Raw genomic sequence first — 17,038 nt, 5'->3', positions numbered from 1 at the left:
TTAAAAGTAGGTTTGGGTAGGGAAATTATAAAAGTCAACTGTAGAATAATGGATATAAAAATAAGTGAAATTATTGCCAACTTTTACTTGACTCAAACATGTTACACTATACATTTGATTGGAATATATAGGAAGTATATAATAAAGGTAAGAAATGCTTTATAAGTATAAGGAGAATGTGATTATTATGAAGGCGCTCTTAACTATAGATTGGGATTATTTTATGCCATATGTAGGTTATTTTAATTTATCTTACCTAGAGAATAGGAGAAATATAGACAAGCATTGGTATAGATTATATTTAGAGAAAAAACAATGTGGTATAGATATAACTAAAAGAATGATTGTTGGAAAAGAGAAGAATAATTTTTGGATAAACATAAGTAAATATTTTAATTTAAATACTATAGATAAAATAATAGTTTCTGATTCTCATAAAATAGCTTATGATTTAGCTAAAATAACTAAGTGTGAGGAAGTGTATAATTTTGATTCTCATACTGACTTAGGATATGGAGGGTTAGAAAGTCTTAATTATGAAGTTAATTGTGCAAATTGGTTAGGAAAACTTCTTAATGAAGGATTGGTGAGAAGAGGAAATATTATATTAAGTCCATATACAAGTGAAAAAGAGGAAAATTTTAAGGAAATAAACGAAAAATTTGATATAGTATATAAAGAAATTGATGAATTAGATCCCAAAGTACAGATAAATACATTGCATGTATGTAGGTCGGGTGCTTGGACTGCACCGTGGTTAGATAATGAGTTTAAAGAATTTATAAAAGGCATAAATAAGAAAATAGAATATAAAGAATATATGGATAGGGAATGGAATATCAATAATATTACGTTGGCTGATCAAATTGAATATCTATTGTTTAGTTAGTGGTGCATATTAATGTAAATATGTACTTTTTCAATATAAAAAAGGTACTAATATGTTATTTACAATTAATGTAACAATTTATATCACCCTATATTAGTGTCGTATTTAACTAGTTTTAGTCAGTTGTGCCTAAAAAAATGTAACGGTATAATAGAATTAGCGATTATTAATTGAGGTGAATAATATGAAAGTGGAAAAAAACATGCTGAAGTTTTCAGCCTTAGGTTGTTTGTTTTTCGCTGCATTAGGATTAGGATGGGGAGTAGTAATAAAATCAAGCATGATTATGTTTGATGGATTATACTCATTTATTAGTTTATTCTTATCTATTCTAGCATTATGGATAACTAATTATATAAGCAAAAATGATTTTGAAAAGTTTCCTTTTGGAAAAGGTATGTTAGAACCAATAACTGTAGCTTTTAAATCTATAGTGTTAATTATAATGTGTAGTACAACTTTTATTAATGCAGTGAAAGAAGTGATGGCAGGAGGTAATCCTGTAGATGCAAATATGGCATTATGGTATTCAATAATATCTACTGTAGGTTGTGCTACTGTATATTTTGTTATAGATAGAAAGGGAAAAAAGTTATCATCTGACCTTTTGAATGCAGAAAGTAACCAATGGCTTATGGACACAATTTTAAGTGCAGCAGTTCTTGTTGGATTTATGGTATCATTTATTCTATCCAAAACGTCTTTATCATATTTAACAACATATGTGGATCCATTTATGGTTATAATATCATCTGTAATATTTATTAGAGTTCCTGTAGTAACCCTAATAAATAGTTTTAAAGAAATTGTCAATGTTAATGCAGACGATGATATAAATAATAAAATATATACAATTGTAAAAGATATTGAAGAGGATTATAATTTTGAAGATTCTATTACAAGAGTAAGTAAAATTGGAAGAGAATTAAGAATTGAAATTGATTTTGTATTTAATGAAGAATCAAAACTAAATGAACTTGAAGAAATGGATAAAGTAAGAGAAAGAGTTTATAAGAATATGTCCGGAATTAAGCTTAAAAAGTGGATGAATGTAAACTTTACTGGAGATAAAAAGTGGGCTCTTTAGTAGACAGATAATATAATAAATGATAAAATAAGCAAGAACAATAAGGGTGATGGAGTTCACCATTAAATGCTTGATGCTAATGACTCCTACAAAGTATAGATTAAAGTCTATATTTTGTAGGTTTTTTTATTGTCAAAAATTACTTGGAGGTTAAAGTATGGTACTAAGTTTAGCAATAATAATTACAGTAGGACTTATATTTAATAAGCTATTCAAGGCTATAAAATTGCCAGGATTATTAGGTATGCTTATATTAGGAATTATAGTTGGTCCCAATATGTTGGATTTAATTAGTAAGGATATACTTACTATATCATCAGATTTAAGAAAGATAGCATTAATTGTTATACTTTTAAGAGCCGGACTTGGAATTAATAGGAGTACATTAAAAAAGGTAGGAAAGACAGCCTTAAAAATGAGCTTCCTGCCATGTGTAATTGAAGGGGTTACTATTGCATTTGTTAGTAAGTATATATTAAATATATCCTTTATCGAGGCTGGAATGTTAGGATTTATAATTGCAGCAGTTTCTCCAGCGGTTGTAGTACCTCAAATGTTAGAGTTAATAAATAAAGGTAAAGGAAAGGAGAATGGCGTTCCAACTATAATTTTAGCAGCATCATCTATAGATGATGTATTTGCAATAACTATATTTTCAACCTTTTTAGGGTTATATGGAGGAAGTAATATTAGTATTTCAGGAAAGTTACTTAGTATACCTATTTCTATATTACTAGGAGGGGGAATTGGTATATTAACAGCACTATTACTAATAGGGATATTTAAAAAATTCCACTTAAGAGATACAGAAAAGACGTTAATAATACTTGCATCAGGTATGTTTTTAACTAGTTTAGAAGATATATTTAAAAACATAGTGCCTATAGCTAGTTTATTAGGAGTTATGGTAGTAGGCTTTATATTGTTAGATAAATATCCTAAGGTAGCAAACAGGATATCTGAAAAGTTTAATAAGGTATGGGTTTTTGCAGAAATACTTTTATTTGTATTGGTTGGAGCGCAAGTAGATGTTAAGGTAATTGTACACTCTGGGCTATTAGGATTATTGCTTTTATTTATAGGGTTAGTAGCAAGAAGCATAGGTGTATATATTTCTCTTATGGGAAGTAACCTTAATTTAAAAGAAAAGATATTTTGTATAATTTCATTTATGCCAAAAGCAACAGTTCAAGCAGCTATGGGGGCAGTGCCACTTGCATCAGGGGTAGCTTCAGGAAATTTAATATTAGCTATTGCAGTTTTATCTATAGTAGTTACTGCTCCCCTTGGGGCTGTTGGAATAAAGTATTTTGGAGATAAGTGGATAAGTTAATAGTGAAATAAAATTTCACGTTGACAAAGGCGTATATGAAATTTTACAATTAATATAAGGAGGGGAGAAAATGAGCTGCATATATAAGATAAAAGAGGGTATGGGAAGTTTTACAGGTACAGAAGAAAAATTAGCAGACTATATTTTAAATAATAAAAATGAAGTGGTTATGCTGAGTGCTCAAGAGTTTGCGGATAGAGTAGAAACATCAGCTGCTGCAGTAATTAGGTTTTCTAAAAAAGTAGGGTATAAAGGATTTACTGAGTTAAAGGTTGAATTGGCAAAAGATAATAGTGAGCCAAATCAATATTTTGATGAAGTTATTAAAGAAGATGATGATGTTAAGGCTTTAGTAGATAAAACACTAAGTTTAAATTACCAAACTTTACAAAAAACTTATAATCTAATAAATTATAGTAATTTAGAGAAAGCAATAGAGTATTTAATTGGATGTAAGAATATTTATCTATTTGGTGTTGGTACATCAGGAATTGTATGTAACGATTTCCAACAGAAACTATCGAGAATTAATAGGAATGTTATTCATCATACAGACACGCATATTCAATTGGCATCAGCTGTACATATAAATGAAGATGATGTTGCTATAGCAATAAGTTATAGTGGGAATACAAAGGAGATAAACGAAGCTATGCTTTATGCAAAAGAAGTTGGAGCAAAAACAATAGCAATAACTCAATTTAGTAATAGTCCTTTGGTTAAGGCATCAGAGTTAGTTTTACATATACCAAGTGAAGAAAAAGAATTAAGGATAGGAGCTATATCATCAAGAATGGCATCTCTGATTTTAACTGACTTGTTGTATTTAGGAATTGCTAAACAAGATATAGCAATAACTAAAAAGCAGATAGTTAAAACTCGAGAAATAATAGGAAGAATAAAGTAAAATACATTAAAAAATCCAAAAGAATTTGTTTATATAAATGAATTCTTTTGGATTTTTATTATATATACTATAAAATTAAGCTTCTGATTTTACTGAGATTAGTAGGGTTGAAGCTATAGGATCTGATTTAATAGCTTTTTTTGCTACTGCTATAGCAGCTTCATCATCTTCAAGATCGCATGAAAAACAAAGTTTTATACCTTCTTTTTTTATAAAAGTAAATTTTGGAGAATCAATAGATTCAATTAATTTTTTTAACTTATCTTGCATTATTGCACTATTTACAACTATCATTTATAATCATCCTCTCTTTTTAATATTAATATTCTCAGTTATAAATATAGTTTACCAACCTTGACATAAAATATCAATATAAAGATAATATAAGTAAAATAAAATTTCAAAAAAGGGGTATTTAAATGAGAGAAGATCAAAAAAGAGAAATTAAATTTATTATTGAGGATTGTTGTTCTAGGGGAGTATTTCCCGGAGCAAATGTTGCTATCTTATTAGACGATGATGAATATTTATTTTCGGTAGGGAAAAAATCAATTTTACCAAAGGAAGAATTAAACAGTATTGATACTATTTACGACTTAGCATCTTTAACAAAAGTATTAGTTACTACGACATTGACTATGAAACTGATAGATATGGGCAAATTAAAGTTAGATACTCTTGTAAAAGATATAATTCCGGAATTTAGAAATAATAATATAAATATTTTTGATTTATTGACTCATACTAGTGGATTACCAGCTGATGTGAAATTAGATCTAAGTGCAGATAAAGAGACAATAAGAAGGAAAATATATTATTGTGATTCAATATATGAAAAAAACACAAAAGTTTTATATTCGGATATAGGATTTATATTGCTTGGATTCATAATTGAAGAAATAGTAAGGAAGCCTCTGGATATAGTAGCCAAGGAATTTATATTTACGCCATTAAATATGGATGATACTTCTTATCTACCAGATAGTAAATTAGTTGATAGATGCGCACCAACAGAAAATTCTCCACATTTTCATAAGATATTAAGGGGAGATGTTCATGATAGGAAGGCTTATTTAATGGGAGGAGTTTCAGGTCATGCAGGAATCTTTTCGGATATATATGATATGAGTAAGTTTGCAAGGATGATTTTGAATGGAGGCGAATATAATAAAAAAAGAATCTTAAGTGAGAAATCAGTAGAATCATTATTTAAGAGACAAACTCCTATTGGAGAAATTAGTAGAGGATTAGGTTATCTTACTTTTGATATAAGGAGTCCATTTAGTACAATGAACTCTAGTGAATCTATCTTTCATACCGGGTTTACAGGGACATCATTGTTGATTGATAAAGGAAATAAAATTTCAATAATAGTACTTAGTAATAGGGTGCATCCTACAAGAGAAAATATTAAGATAATTGAAGAGCGTAAGAAAATACATGAAAAGATAATGAAAATATTATTTAGCTAATATAAAAACGTTGTTGAAGGAGGAGGTTTTGTTGAGACTTTCTCCTTGATTTTTAATGCTTATAAAATATTATTTCAAAAAATATAAAAATATATTGAAATAATATTTTTGGTGTGATAGACTTAGTATTGTAATAGATTACAAATATAAAGAGAGAGAGGTAATATACATGGAAAAATTAACAAGATTCATTGAGGAAAAGATAGCACCACCGCTAATAAAATTTTCCCAAATGAGATACGTTCAAATTATTCAAAGAACTTTTATTACTTTTACAGGATTATTAATTGTTGGGTCATTATTCTTATTACTTGCATCATTCCCTGTACAAGGATATAAAGATTTTATTGGAACGTTTTCAGCTAAGTTTGCAGCAGCATCAGGAGTTGGTACATCATTCATAGGTTTATTTGTAGTAATATCAGCTTCTTTCGCAACTATAGAGTATTACAATAAAAATGGTGAAAACAATGATATTTTAGGACCGGTAATTCTTTCAGTTGCATGTTTCTTTTTAATAGTTCCAGCTCAAACTGTAAAAACTTTTATTGAAGGTAAAGATCCAGGAACTTTTGCAGGGGTTCCTACAGATTTCTTAGGGCCTAAGGGAGTATTTGCAGCACTTATAATTGCAATTGTTACTGCAGAATTATATCGTTTCTTTGTTCGTAAAAAGTTAGTTATAAAGATGCCAGAAGGAGTTCCTCCAATGGTTGCACAAGCTTTTGTAGCTTTAATACCATCACTATTAATAGTTACTTTCTGGTGGATAATTAGAGTTGTACTTAATATTAATTTGCCACAAATCATTATGAATGCATTCCAACCGCTAGTAAGCGCAGGTGACAGTGTAGCTACAGTAATGACATCCAGCTTCTTAAATCGTATACTTTGGTCAGTTGGTATACATGGAGGTAACGTAGTAGGTTCTGTTGCATCACCAATTTGGACTCAAATGAATGTTGCTAACCAAGCTGCTATGGCTGCTGGTGAATCATTACCACATTTATTTAGTGGTGTATTTTATGACAACTATATTTGGATAGGGTTAGCACCTTTATCAGCTATTATGTGTTTCTCTAAGTCAAAACGTATTAAAGCATTAGGTGTATTATCATTACCAGCGGCTTTATTTAATATTGGAGAACCATTAATCTTTGGATTACCAATAGTTATGAACCCATTAATGATGATTCCATTTGTTTTAAGTTATATGGTAATTGCAGTTGTAGCAGTTGTATTAGTATCGACAGGTATCTTACCAGTACCAGTACTAACAGTACCATGGATAACACCAGCACCAATAAAGGCATTCTTAGCTACTAATGGTAGTTTTGCAGCAGCACTTTTTGTTATAGTAACATGGGTTATACTAGCAGTTGTATTCTGGCCATTCGTAAAAGCTATGGAAAAGAATGATTTGAATGATGAGTTATTACCAATAGATGGTAAGTAATAGGAGGGAAATATGTTAGGAATCTCAGTTTACTTTCAAGATCTAGATTATGAGTATCTTGAAAAAGCAGCAAAGATAGGTGCAAAATATATTTTTACATCGCTTCATATTCCTGAAGAAGATTATTCAGAATTAGATGAAAAGATGCCAATATTTTTAGAAACTTGTAGAAGTTTAGATTTAGAAATAGTTCCCGATGTATCTCCGGTAACTTTTGAAAAGTTGAAGGTTCCACCTAAGGATTATAATAAATTAAAAGAGTTAGGATTTAAGGCATTAAGACTAGATTATGGATTTGATGACTTTGATACTATAAAGGAACTATCAAAGAATTTTAAATTAATGCTAAATGCAAGTGTTGTTAATGAAGAATATTTAAAAGAGGCAAAAGAAGCTCAAGTAGATTTTAGAAATATTTCTTTAACTCATAATTTTTATCCTAGAAATAATACAGGACTTGGATTAGATTATTTTAAAGAGAAGAATAGGGGATTTAAGGAATATGGTTTAAAAGTACAAGCTTTTGTACCAGGAGATGATTTAAAGCGTTTTCCATTATATGAAGGGTTGCCCACTGTAGAAAGACATCGTCAAATGCATCCATACGTTGCTGCTGTAGAATTAATCAAGAACTGTGGAGTAGATGATGTATTAATAGGAGACAGTAAAGCTAAGATAGAAACATTAGAATATATAAATAGATATATAGAAGATAAAGTAATAACTATAAAAGCTCATTTTGAAAAAGAGTATGAGTATCTATATAAAGAAGAGTATACTTGTCGTAAAGATTTCTCGGAATCAGTTTTACGTTTAATTACACCAAGAACATCTGGAATCAGACCATATAACAATGGATTCCGTAGAAGAGGCTCTATAACTATAGATAATGAGCTTATAGGTAGATATTGTGGAGAGGTTCAATTACTTAAAAAGGATTTTGAAGCTGATGCCAGAGTTAATATTATTGGTTTTATACATCCTGAATATGTAGATTTACTAGAATATTTGGATTACAAGACAAAAATTAGATTCGTTAGAATTTAGAGAATAAATATATAAGAGAATAAAAAACTAAGGAGGTTCCCAATGTCAGAAGTAAAAATCACTCATTTAATCACAGAAAAAAGAAATCAGAAAACTATGGGACTCGACGAAATGAGCATTTGTAGCTTTTTAAAAGTAATGAATGAAGAGGACTCTACAGTTGCCGAGAGCGTTAAAAAAGCACTTCCTGAAATAGAAAAAGCTGTGAAGCATATTATAGAGGCATTAAATAATAATGGAAGGCTAATATATATAGGGTCTGGTACAAGTGGACGTTTAGGAGTGCTTGATGCAGTAGAATGTCCTCCTACATTTGGAACTACCACTGAGGTGATGGGATTAATAGCAGGAGGTCCAAGTGCTTTTGTTAAGGCTAAAGAGGGTGCTGAAGACGAAAAGGAACAAGGAGCAAAGGATATAGTAGATGCAGGGGTTAAAAGCAATGATGTAGTAGTTGGAATAGCTGCTAGTGGCAGAACTCCTCATACTATAGGTGCATTAGAAAAAGCAAAGGAAATTGGAGCATTTACTGTAAGTTTAAGCTGTAACCCTAATAGTGAAGTAGGAAAAATTGCTGATATTGCTATTGAAGTTGAAGTTGGGCCGGAAGTAATAACTGGGTCCACAAGATTAAAAGCAGGAACAGCTCAAAAGTTAGTATTGAATATGCTTTCTACAGCTAGTATGGTAGGTATAGGAAAAACATATCAGAACCTAATGGTAGATATGAAAGCTACAAATTTAAAGCTTATTGAAAGGTCTAAAAGAATTATAATGGAAGCTACAGGGTGTACCTATGAAACAGCAAGCATTAAATTTGAGGAATCAGATAGAGAATGTAAGGTAGCTATAATAATGGTGTTATTAAATTGTAGCAAAGAAGAGGCAGTTAAGAGATTAAATGCAAGTAAAGGCTTTGTTAAGAAGGCTATAAATAATTAATAATTAAAAAGACTGTATTTTTATACAGTCTTTTTTCGAATAGGAGGTAAAGTATATGTATGCTGTAGGCTTAATGTCGGGTACTTCCTTAGATGGCGTAGATGCTGCTCTAGTAAAAGTAAATGGAAGTGGTTTAGATACAAGAATAGAGATGATAGGATTTAATACTTATGTAATTCCAGATGATATAAAAAAAGAAATAAAAATGGCATGTAGTTTAGAGTATTCTAATGTGAGATTAATATGTAGCTTAAATTTTAAATTGGGATATTTATTTGCGGACTGTGTTAAGAAGATATGTGAAGAAAGTAACTTTGATATATCAAAATTGGATTTTATAGCTAGTCATGGACAGACTATTTATCATATTCCAAAGAAAGGTAAGGATGTGATTCCATCTACTTTACAGATAGGAGAAAGTGCTATTATAGCTTATGAAACCGGAAAAAAAGTAATTTCAAACTTTAGAGTTATGGATATGGCAGCTGGAGGGGAGGGAGCACCACTCGTACCATTTAGTGAGTATATACTTTATGGAAGCAAGGGAGAAGGAGTGCTTCTTCAAAATATAGGAGGAATAGGTAATGTAACAGTGATTCCTAAGAATGCAGGAGTTGATGAAATTTATGCCTTTGATACTGGACCTGGTAATATGATTATTGATGAGGTAATGTTTAGACTCTTCAATAAAAGATATGATTTAAATGGAGAAACTTCAGCTATAGGTAATATAAATGAAGAGATGCTGGAGTTTATGATGTCTAATCCTTATATAGATGCTATTCCACCTAAAACAACAGGTAGGGAAGAGTTTGGAGAACAATATGTAGAAGAGTTACTTAAGAAATTTAATTCTATTAAAAAGGAAGATATTGTTTCCACGGTAACTATGTTCACAGCAAAATCTATAGCAGAAAATTATAAGAACTTTATTTTAAATAAGCATGTCATTAATAAAGTTATTATAGGTGGCGGTGGTGCACATAACTATACATTACTAAGATATTTAAGAGAATTATTACCCGAAATTCAAGTGGTAACTCAAGAGGAAGAAGGATATTCAAGTGATGCAAAAGAGGCCATTGCTTTTGTTATATTAGGAAATGAAACAATACATAGAAGTTTTTCTAATGTACCAAGTGCTACAGGAGCAAGGGAAAAGGTTGTACTGGGATCTATATGTGACTGTCCTTTTGTAGGAGGAAATTAAATGAATGAATTAGCAGAAAAGTTAAACGAGAAACTATCAACACCCATAATGTTTTTATCTGGGCAAAGACATTTAAAGGCTATAAAGATGGCAATAATAGGCGCAATGCCATTGCTAACAGTATTAGGTACATTTTTATTGATTGTTTCTTTAGGAATGAGGTTTAATAGTGGTTTAATACAAGATAATAAGGCGGTTTTAGTACTTCCATATTTTCTTTTCAATGCTATATTATTTATCTATATTTCATATGGAATAGGATCAGAATTAAGTATTTCTTATGGACTTGATGGAAAAAAGGTTGGATTTATATCCATTTTTTCAACTATTTTAATTTTGTATATTCAATATATTAATTTTGGAAAAACAAATATAAGCATTTATGAATATTTATTTTTATCGTATTTTCCTACAATTATAATTTCAATTATATCTGTAGAGTTGTATAGATTGTTTTCTAAGATAAGCCTAAAGAAATTAAATTTAAAAGAAGTTCCCGTAGCTGCTATTGAATACTTAGATGGAATGATTTCTATTTTTTGTGTGGTTATGATAATAACTATACTTGCCAATTTAGTACATGTTAATTGGATTATCCCTATAAGTAATATATTAACTATAGTAATGAACTTTATAGGATCATATTTTGGTATGGTATTAATAGTAGTAATTACTTGCTTATTTTGGATTCTAGGTATACATGGAGTAGCTGTAATAGGTATTTTAATTAGACCTTTTTGGTTTCAAATGATATTTTTAAACGCATTAGCTCAAGTAAATGGATTTACTTGTCCATATATAGCTAATGAAATATTTTATCAATGGTTTATATGGGTGGGAGGCACTGGATGCACTATAGGACTTGTGCTTTTGATGAGATACTTATCTAAGAGCAATCATCTTAAGGATATTGGAAAGAGTACATTTATATCATCTTTGTTTAATATAAATGAAGGCGTGATATTCGGTACCCCTATATCATGTAATAAGAATATGATGATACCATTTTTAATATCACCACTTATATCTGGAACGGTAGCTTGGTTTGCTATGAATAGTGGATTGGTAAATGCTCCATTTATATTAGTGCCATGGGTACTTCCAGCTCCGATAGGGGCTTGGGTATCTACAGGTGGAGATATATCAGCTATTATTTTATGTGTTATACAAATAATAATATCAGTAATTGTATATTATCCATTTTTTAAATCATATGATAATAAATTATTTTACGAGGAGAATAAAAAATGCGTAAGCTAGGAATTTCGATTTATCCAGAGAAATCTACTAAAGAAAGAATATTAAAATATATAGATGAAGCATATGAAGCAGGCTTTAGTAGAATTTTTTCATGTCTTCTTTCAGCAGAAGAAGATAAAGAAAATATTAAAAAGACTTTTAAAAGTATAAATGAATATGCTTCAAAAAAAGGTTTTGAAATAATAGTGGATGTTAGTCCAAGAGTATTTAGTAAACTAGGAATAAGTTATAGTGATTTAACTTTCTTTAAGGATATTGGTGCGCATGGAATAAGACTCGATGCTGGTTATAGTGGAAGTGAAGAGTCTTTAATGACATTTAATCCACAAGGTTTGAAAATAGAAATTAATATGAGTAACAATACAAACTACATTAATACAATTATGGATTATCAACCAAATGTGTATAATCTTATAGCATGTCATAATTTTTATCCACATAAATATAGTGGTCTAAATTTAGAGCATTTTTTAGATTGCACAGCTAGGTTTAAAAAGTATGGATTAAGAACAGCAGCATTTATTACTTCACAAAGTAATGAAACTTTTGGGCCTTGGCCTGTAACAGATGGATTACCTACTTTAGAGATTCATAGAAACTTACCGATTCAGGTACAAGCTAAGCATTTAATTGCTTTAGGATGTATTGATGATATAATAATTTCTAATTGTTATCCAACGAAAGAGGAAATAAATGAATTGTCAAAAATGCGTAGGGACATGGTTACTTTTAACGTAAATTTAGTTAGTAACCTTCCAGAAATAGAAAAAAAGATAATTTTAGATGAAGTACATTTTAATAGGGGAGATAAGAGTGATAATATGATACGTTCTACTCAAAGTAGAGTTAAGTATAAGAGTCATGAGTTTAAAATATTTAATACTCCAGATATTTTAAAGCCAGGAGATATAGTAATTGAAAGTAGTGAATATGGACACTATGCAGGAGAATTACAGATAGTATTAAATGAAATGGAGAATAGTGGTAGAAGCAATGTGGTAGGTCATATTGTAGAAGATGAAATATTTATTTTAAAAGAAATAAAACCATGGCAAAAGTTTAGCTTTCAGAGTACTTAGGAGGTAAATATGTATTATATTGGAGTGGATGCAGGCGGTACAAAAACACTATTTTCATTGTTTAACCATGAAGGAAATGTACTGTATAAGGTGATTTTAGGCACTTGTCACTTTATGCAGGTTGGATATGAAGGATTGTATAGTGTTATTAAGGAAGGAATCAATAATGTATTAGAAAATTCTCCAGTTGAGATTGAAAAAAAAGATTTAATAGTTTCTCTTGGATTAGCAGGCTATGGTAAGAATCCTGAAATAAGAGCAAATATAGAAAGTTCAGTAGCGAAAGCATGCAGTGGTATTAAGTATTTATTACATAATGATGTTGAAATTGCAATGAAGGGTGCTCTAGGTGGGAAGGATGGGATAGTAGTAATAGCAGGAACCGGATCTATAGCATTCTCTATTAATGAAGGTAAAACTAAAAGATCAGGTGGCTGGGGATTCAGTATAGGTGATGAAGGTAGTGCTTATTGGATAGGTAACAAAACAATAAATGCTTTTTCAAAAGAAGCTGATGGAAGACTACCTAAAGGAGAACTATATAATATAGTCATGAATGAATGTGGCTTTGGTGATCCGTATGAGTTAATTTCTTATGTTAATGAAAGTCTTAAATTCAAGAGAGAAGAGATTGCTAAGTTTTCATTAGTTTGTTCAAAGGCAGCAGAAAAAAATGATGAAGTAGCTATTTCAATATTTAATGATGCAGGAAAAGAAATTGCTGAATTAATTAATTTACTTTTGCTTGACTTTAAGGGAGATAATATACCTGTTTCTTATATTGGTGGTGTATTTAAATCAGAAGAACTAATAAAGACACCAATTATAAAATATATGAATAAAAAGGGTAGATTGAAAGCTCCTTTATATACTCCAGAGTATGGAGCATATCTTTATGGGATAGAAGAAAAATAAAATAAATTCAGGAAAAGTGTTGAGCTATAAAAATGGCTCAACACTTTTTATATAGATATTTACTTTTTAAAAATTGAAAAGATATTATAAAAATACAGAAAGTTAGTATAGGGATATTCCCACAGTAAGAATAAAGAGTTCTGTTATTAATTAAGTTTGCAGTGCCAGTGAGATACCCTGAAGTAGATTTTTCAATTGTATTTAATATTGTACCTTTATTATCGATGATTGCAGAAATTCCAGTATTAGCGGAGATAAGTATATATCTATTCAATTCAATTGCACGCAATACAGAATGTCTAAGATGTTGCTCAAGCTGTTTTGATTCCTTAAACCATGAATCATTGGTGGCTACACATAATATTTGCGCTCCCTTTTTTATTTCGCTTTTAGGTATATCAGAAAAAACGGATTCGAAACAAATAAATGGTCCTATTGTTCCAAAGCTAGCTTTTATTGTAGGAGTGCTTTCATCTCCCTGCAAGTTGTCTGAAAAAGCCTTTAATTCTTTTAATTTAGGAAAGGTTTTAAATATCATATTTGAGAAAGGAATAAATTCCCCAAAAGGAACTAAGTGACCTTTTCTATATATACCTGAAACATTTCCATCAGGATTAAAACAGTATAAAGCATTGTACTTTTTAAAATCAGAAAATGTAAAAGCTCCTACTAATAAATTAGACTTATTTTTAATTGCAATTTCTTTATATAAATTATATACATCCTCATTTTTATTCAAATATATTGGTACAGCTATTTCTGGCCATATAACTAACTGAATGTTAGGATTGTCTTTAAAAGATTCATTAGTTAAAGATAAATATGTATCTAAATTATTTTTTACAAACTTTTCTTTAATCTTATTATAAGAAGAGACATTTCCTTGAATAATAGAATAGTCAATAGTTGTATATTTATCATTTCCTATGTTTAAACATATATAGTTACCTATTGTGATAAAAATTACTGATATACATAATATTGTTAAAGACTTTTTTCTGTAATTTTTATTAAATATAATTATCGAAAAAATACAGTTTATAAAAACTATAAAAAAGGAAATAAATAAGCTTCCAAATACGCATGCTATCTGTATAAGGAATGGACAGTTGGTTAGGGGTAGAGAAAGAGTAAACCAAGGAAACCCTAATGGACCTAAACCTTGAAACCATTCTAAAAAAGTCCATAAGCTTGATATAAAGAAAGCTTTTTGAATTGTTCCTAAATTTAATATATTTAATAAAAAACTTATTAGAGAAAACAAAGCTCCTTCATAGATACTAATAAACAACCAGCAACCAAGAATAATAAAGAAACTTGATAATTTATTAAATCCAAAGTTGGTAAGTGGGTATAGATACCATAGCCAATGGGATGCCAATAAATAAAAGATAAAGCCATATATAAAGCCGTATAAGAAGGCTTTTGACTTAGATAGCTTATTTTTCATTAAATAATATAAAAATGGAATTAAACTTAAAAAAATAATAGGCCATAACTTTTGAAAATAAAAAGGTAAGGCAGTTAAAATTGCTGAGATAGTAGGACAAATAAACATATACATTAAAATCACCCAATATAGTTTTTGTATAATATAATAAAAAATTCATTAAAATAGATAATAAATTAGAGGAAAGGTAAGGAAGATGAATAATGACTAATAAGTATAGAAAAAAGAGTAAGGAAGAACTTAAAAAGGTTTTATCAGAAGAAGAGTATAGGGTAACTCAAGAGAATGGTACTGAATATCCATTTAGAAATAGGTACAATGATAATTATGAAGAGGGAATATATGTGGATGTAACTACAGGAGAGCCGCTATTTATTTCTACTGATAAGTTTAATTCAGGGTGTGGATGGCCTGCATTTTCAAAACCAATAGATAGAAAGTTGATTAATGAAAAAGTAGATAAAAGTCATGGGATGGTTAGAACAGAGGTTAGAAGTAAAACTGGAGATGCGCATTTAGGACATGTATTTTGTGATGGTCCTGAAGAGTTAGGTGGACTAAGATATTGTATCAATTCTGCAGCTTTAAAGTTTATACCTAAAGAAGAAATGAAAAAGAAAGGGTATGAAGAATATTTACATTTGTTGTAAAATATATGGTATAATTTTACATAAGGATGGAGGAGCGATTATGGAACAATTAGAAACAAAGAGAATAGATTACCAAAGGATAATGAAGAGAAGAAGAAAAAGAACTTATATAGTTTCGCTTCTATTAATAATATCTATTGTAGGTATCGTAATTTATGGAAATTCTAAAAATAAAGTTGATTATTTATATAATATGGGAAAAGGCAGATATGGATTAGAGGACTTAAGGGACTTAAGGAAAGACTATGAGAAGGAGCTAAATATACAAAATATAGACTACAGTTGGGGAGATGGGGTTGAACTAGGGAATAAACCTAAATATATTATTTATCATCATTCAGCATCCTCTAATTTGTCTGCAGAACAAATACATGAGATGCACTTACAAAGAGGATGGAGTGGTATAGGATATCATTTCTATATTAGAAAAGATGGAACAATATATAGAGGGAGAAAAGAAGAAATGATAGGTGCTCATGCTAAAGGGAGAAACAGAGATAGTATAGGTATATGTTTAGAAGGAAATTTTGAAGATGAATCTATTACATATAAACAAATGAATTCATTAGTAAAGCTCTCAGCAGATATGATAATAAAATATAATATTGAAGAATCTGAGGGGCATAAGGATGTTTATAATACATTATGTCCTGGAAAGAACTTTGATATAAAGGAAATACAAGAAAAAGTAGCTAATGAACTTATAAGATTAGAGAAAGAATAAATTTTCAGAAAAATTAGAAAATAAAGACAATTTTATGGAACACCAAAGGAAAATATTGTATAATTGAAATGTGATTATCTTTTGGGTGGTGTACTTATGCAACTAGATTTATATACTTTATATTTATATTCCTATTGTAAAGAATATTTATTCTCAAATAATATAGATATAATAAAACTTGGAGCATTTTCAGATACATCTAATTGTATTTTTATAGATGAATTTATAAGTGAAGAAAAGTTAGCTGACACTCCTATGGAGTTTTTTAACTATTTAAAAAGAAGACAATGTTTCGATGTTAATATAGGAAAAAGTAAAAAGAAAGGTATAATAATTGAGTGTAGCTGTAGATATTCATTAGAATATTGGTGCAGAGACTTAACTAAAGAGAAAGATGGGCAATTAGTCTTTGTAAAGAAAGATGAACTATTATGGGCAACAAAATATAGACAACTTACTAAAGAAGATATTTATAATACAAGAAGAGATTTAAAGTTGAAAAAATATAGAGAATAAAAATAAAAGGAGCTGTCGCATTAGCGGAATAAAATCCGTTAGCGACAGCTCCTTTTTTCCTATTTTACGAATAACCTTTAGATATTATTTGTACTTAAACA

At 29.5% G+C, this 17,038-nt stretch carries 17 protein-coding genes and 1 riboswitch; of the genes, 15 read left to right on the top strand and 2 right to left on the bottom strand.

Features of this window, described 5'->3' with window-relative positions; translation table 11 throughout:
• The first annotated feature begins 187 nt into the window (after positions 1 to 187).
• From KIB46_RS14270 to KIB46_RS14255, 4 genes are all read left to right on the top strand, one after another.
• Positions 188 to 889 (top strand): arginase, encoded by a 702-nt coding sequence (locus tag KIB46_RS14270; RefSeq protein ID WP_156560254.1) that lies wholly within the window; start codon positions 188 to 190, stop codon positions 887 to 889.
• 184 nt (positions 890 to 1,073) lie between these two features.
• Positions 1,074 to 1,976 carry a cation transporter gene (locus KIB46_RS14265; RefSeq protein WP_291672762.1) on the top strand — a complete coding sequence of 301 codons (903 nt, stop codon included), beginning with the start codon at positions 1,074 to 1,076 and terminating at the stop codon, positions 1,974 to 1,976.
• Positions 1,977 to 2,012: 36 nt separating this feature from the next.
• Positions 2,013 to 2,072: riboswitch (Fluoride riboswitch) on the top strand.
• A gap of 61 nt (positions 2,073 to 2,133) precedes the next feature.
• Complete coding sequence (locus KIB46_RS14260; RefSeq protein ID WP_291672761.1) at positions 2,134 to 3,309, top strand: cation:proton antiporter; 1,176 nt, start codon at positions 2,134 to 2,136, stop codon at positions 3,307 to 3,309.
• Positions 3,310 to 3,379: 70 nt separating this feature from the next.
• Positions 3,380 to 4,216, top strand: a complete 837-nt coding sequence (locus KIB46_RS14255; protein ID WP_291672760.1) for a MurR/RpiR family transcriptional regulator — start codon at positions 3,380 to 3,382, stop codon at positions 4,214 to 4,216.
• Between the two features lie 75 nt (positions 4,217 to 4,291).
• On the opposite strand, the gene KIB46_RS14250 is transcribed toward KIB46_RS14255, so the two are convergent.
• Positions 4,292 to 4,510 carry a hypothetical protein gene (locus KIB46_RS14250; protein WP_027097246.1) on the bottom strand — a complete coding sequence of 73 codons (219 nt, stop codon included), beginning with the start codon at positions 4,508 to 4,510 and terminating at the stop codon, positions 4,292 to 4,294.
• A 125-nt stretch (positions 4,511 to 4,635) separates the two neighbouring features.
• Here KIB46_RS14250 and KIB46_RS14245 point away from each other — a divergent pair, with 125 nt between their 5' ends.
• The 8 genes from KIB46_RS14245 (at position 4,636) to KIB46_RS14210 (ending at position 13,597) form a co-directional block, all read left to right on the top strand.
• Entirely contained in the window at positions 4,636 to 5,688 is a 1,053-nt protein-coding gene (locus tag KIB46_RS14245; RefSeq protein ID WP_291672758.1) for a serine hydrolase, read from the top strand.
• A 169-nt stretch (positions 5,689 to 5,857) separates the two neighbouring features.
• A complete protein-coding gene (locus KIB46_RS14240; RefSeq protein ID WP_291672756.1) occupies positions 5,858 to 7,144 on the top strand; it encodes a PTS transporter subunit EIIC in 1,287 nt (428 codons plus the stop codon).
• 12 nt (positions 7,145 to 7,156) lie between these two features.
• The gene (locus KIB46_RS14235) at positions 7,157 to 8,191 is read left to right on the top strand and encodes a MupG family TIM beta-alpha barrel fold protein (protein ID WP_291672754.1); all 1,035 of its coding nucleotides are present in this window, start codon (positions 7,157 to 7,159) and stop codon (positions 8,189 to 8,191) included.
• A 42-nt stretch (positions 8,192 to 8,233) separates the two neighbouring features.
• The gene (gene murQ / locus KIB46_RS14230) at positions 8,234 to 9,133 is read left to right on the top strand and encodes an N-acetylmuramic acid 6-phosphate etherase (RefSeq protein ID WP_291672752.1); all 900 of its coding nucleotides are present in this window, start codon (positions 8,234 to 8,236) and stop codon (positions 9,131 to 9,133) included.
• A 55-nt stretch (positions 9,134 to 9,188) separates the two neighbouring features.
• Entirely contained in the window at positions 9,189 to 10,343 is a 1,155-nt protein-coding gene (gene anmK, locus KIB46_RS14225) for an anhydro-N-acetylmuramic acid kinase AnmK (protein ID WP_291672750.1), read from the top strand.
• On the top strand, positions 10,344 to 11,603 hold the full coding sequence (locus tag KIB46_RS14220; protein WP_291672748.1) for a PTS transporter subunit EIIC: 1,260 nt from the start codon (positions 10,344 to 10,346) through the stop codon (positions 11,601 to 11,603).
• Complete coding sequence (locus KIB46_RS14215; protein ID WP_291672746.1) at positions 11,591 to 12,682, top strand: MupG family TIM beta-alpha barrel fold protein; 1,092 nt, start codon at positions 11,591 to 11,593, stop codon at positions 12,680 to 12,682. The genes KIB46_RS14220 and KIB46_RS14215 overlap by 13 nt, the downstream gene beginning before the upstream one ends.
• Before the next feature lie 9 nt (positions 12,683 to 12,691).
• On the top strand, positions 12,692 to 13,597 hold the full coding sequence (locus KIB46_RS14210; RefSeq protein WP_156560267.1) for a BadF/BadG/BcrA/BcrD ATPase family protein: 906 nt from the start codon (positions 12,692 to 12,694) through the stop codon (positions 13,595 to 13,597).
• 37 nt (positions 13,598 to 13,634) lie between these two features.
• Here the strand turns inward: KIB46_RS14210 and lnt are convergent, their stop codons facing one another.
• Positions 13,635 to 15,155, bottom strand: a complete 1,521-nt coding sequence (gene lnt, locus KIB46_RS14205) for an apolipoprotein N-acyltransferase (protein ID WP_291672763.1) — start codon at positions 15,153 to 15,155, stop codon at positions 13,635 to 13,637.
• Positions 15,156 to 15,250: 95 nt separating this feature from the next.
• On the opposite strand from lnt, the gene msrB reads away from it, so the two are divergent.
• The 3 genes from msrB (at position 15,251) to KIB46_RS14190 (ending at position 16,937) form a co-directional block, all read left to right on the top strand.
• The gene (gene msrB / locus KIB46_RS14200) at positions 15,251 to 15,697 is read left to right on the top strand and encodes a peptide-methionine (R)-S-oxide reductase MsrB (RefSeq protein WP_156560272.1); all 447 of its coding nucleotides are present in this window, start codon (positions 15,251 to 15,253) and stop codon (positions 15,695 to 15,697) included.
• A gap of 40 nt (positions 15,698 to 15,737) precedes the next feature.
• Positions 15,738 to 16,421: an N-acetylmuramoyl-L-alanine amidase gene (locus tag KIB46_RS14195; protein ID WP_291672743.1), complete on the top strand. Its 684-nt coding sequence runs from the start codon at positions 15,738 to 15,740 to the stop codon at positions 16,419 to 16,421.
• Positions 16,422 to 16,517: 96 nt separating this feature from the next.
• A complete protein-coding gene (locus tag KIB46_RS14190) occupies positions 16,518 to 16,937 on the top strand; it encodes a hypothetical protein (protein ID WP_291672741.1) in 420 nt (139 codons plus the stop codon).
• Positions 16,938 to 17,038: the final 101 nt, after the last annotated feature.

Source organism: Clostridium sp. (genome assembly GCF_018372875.1).
In the GTDB taxonomy this organism is placed as follows: domain Bacteria; phylum Bacillota; class Clostridia; order Clostridiales; family Clostridiaceae; genus Clostridium.
Note: the sequence above shows the minus strand (reverse complement) of the source record. Positions and strands in the feature narration are given on the sequence as shown.

Bases quoted from the DNA above. Each gene is read 5' to 3' on its own strand.
- KIB46_RS14270 (WP_156560254.1), top strand. From the start codon at position 188: ATGAAGGCGCTCTTAACTATAGATTGGGATTATTTTATGCCATATGTA.
- KIB46_RS14265 (WP_291672762.1), top strand. From the start codon at position 1,074: ATGAAAGTGGAAAAAAACATGCTGAAGTTTTCAGCCTTAGGTTGTTTG.
- KIB46_RS14260 (WP_291672761.1), top strand. From the start codon at position 2,134: ATGGTACTAAGTTTAGCAATAATAATTACAGTAGGACTTATATTTAAT.
- KIB46_RS14255 (WP_291672760.1), top strand. From the start codon at position 3,380: ATGAGCTGCATATATAAGATAAAAGAGGGTATGGGAAGTTTTACAGGT.
- KIB46_RS14250 (WP_027097246.1), bottom strand. From the start codon at position 4,510: ATGATAGTTGTAAATAGTGCAATAATGCAAGATAAGTTAAAAAAATTA.
- KIB46_RS14245 (WP_291672758.1), top strand. From the start codon at position 4,636: ATGAGAGAAGATCAAAAAAGAGAAATTAAATTTATTATTGAGGATTGT.
- KIB46_RS14240 (WP_291672756.1), top strand. From the start codon at position 5,858: ATGGAAAAATTAACAAGATTCATTGAGGAAAAGATAGCACCACCGCTA.
- KIB46_RS14235 (WP_291672754.1), top strand. From the start codon at position 7,157: ATGTTAGGAATCTCAGTTTACTTTCAAGATCTAGATTATGAGTATCTT.
- murQ (WP_291672752.1), top strand. From the start codon at position 8,234: ATGTCAGAAGTAAAAATCACTCATTTAATCACAGAAAAAAGAAATCAG.
- anmK (WP_291672750.1), top strand. From the start codon at position 9,189: ATGTATGCTGTAGGCTTAATGTCGGGTACTTCCTTAGATGGCGTAGAT.
- KIB46_RS14220 (WP_291672748.1), top strand. From the start codon at position 10,344: ATGAATGAATTAGCAGAAAAGTTAAACGAGAAACTATCAACACCCATA.
- KIB46_RS14215 (WP_291672746.1), top strand. From the start codon at position 11,591: ATGCGTAAGCTAGGAATTTCGATTTATCCAGAGAAATCTACTAAAGAA.
- KIB46_RS14210 (WP_156560267.1), top strand. From the start codon at position 12,692: ATGTATTATATTGGAGTGGATGCAGGCGGTACAAAAACACTATTTTCA.
- lnt (WP_291672763.1), bottom strand. From the start codon at position 15,155: ATGTTTATTTGTCCTACTATCTCAGCAATTTTAACTGCCTTACCTTTT.
- msrB (WP_156560272.1), top strand. From the start codon at position 15,251: ATGACTAATAAGTATAGAAAAAAGAGTAAGGAAGAACTTAAAAAGGTT.
- KIB46_RS14195 (WP_291672743.1), top strand. From the start codon at position 15,738: ATGGAACAATTAGAAACAAAGAGAATAGATTACCAAAGGATAATGAAG.
- KIB46_RS14190 (WP_291672741.1), top strand. From the start codon at position 16,518: ATGCAACTAGATTTATATACTTTATATTTATATTCCTATTGTAAAGAA.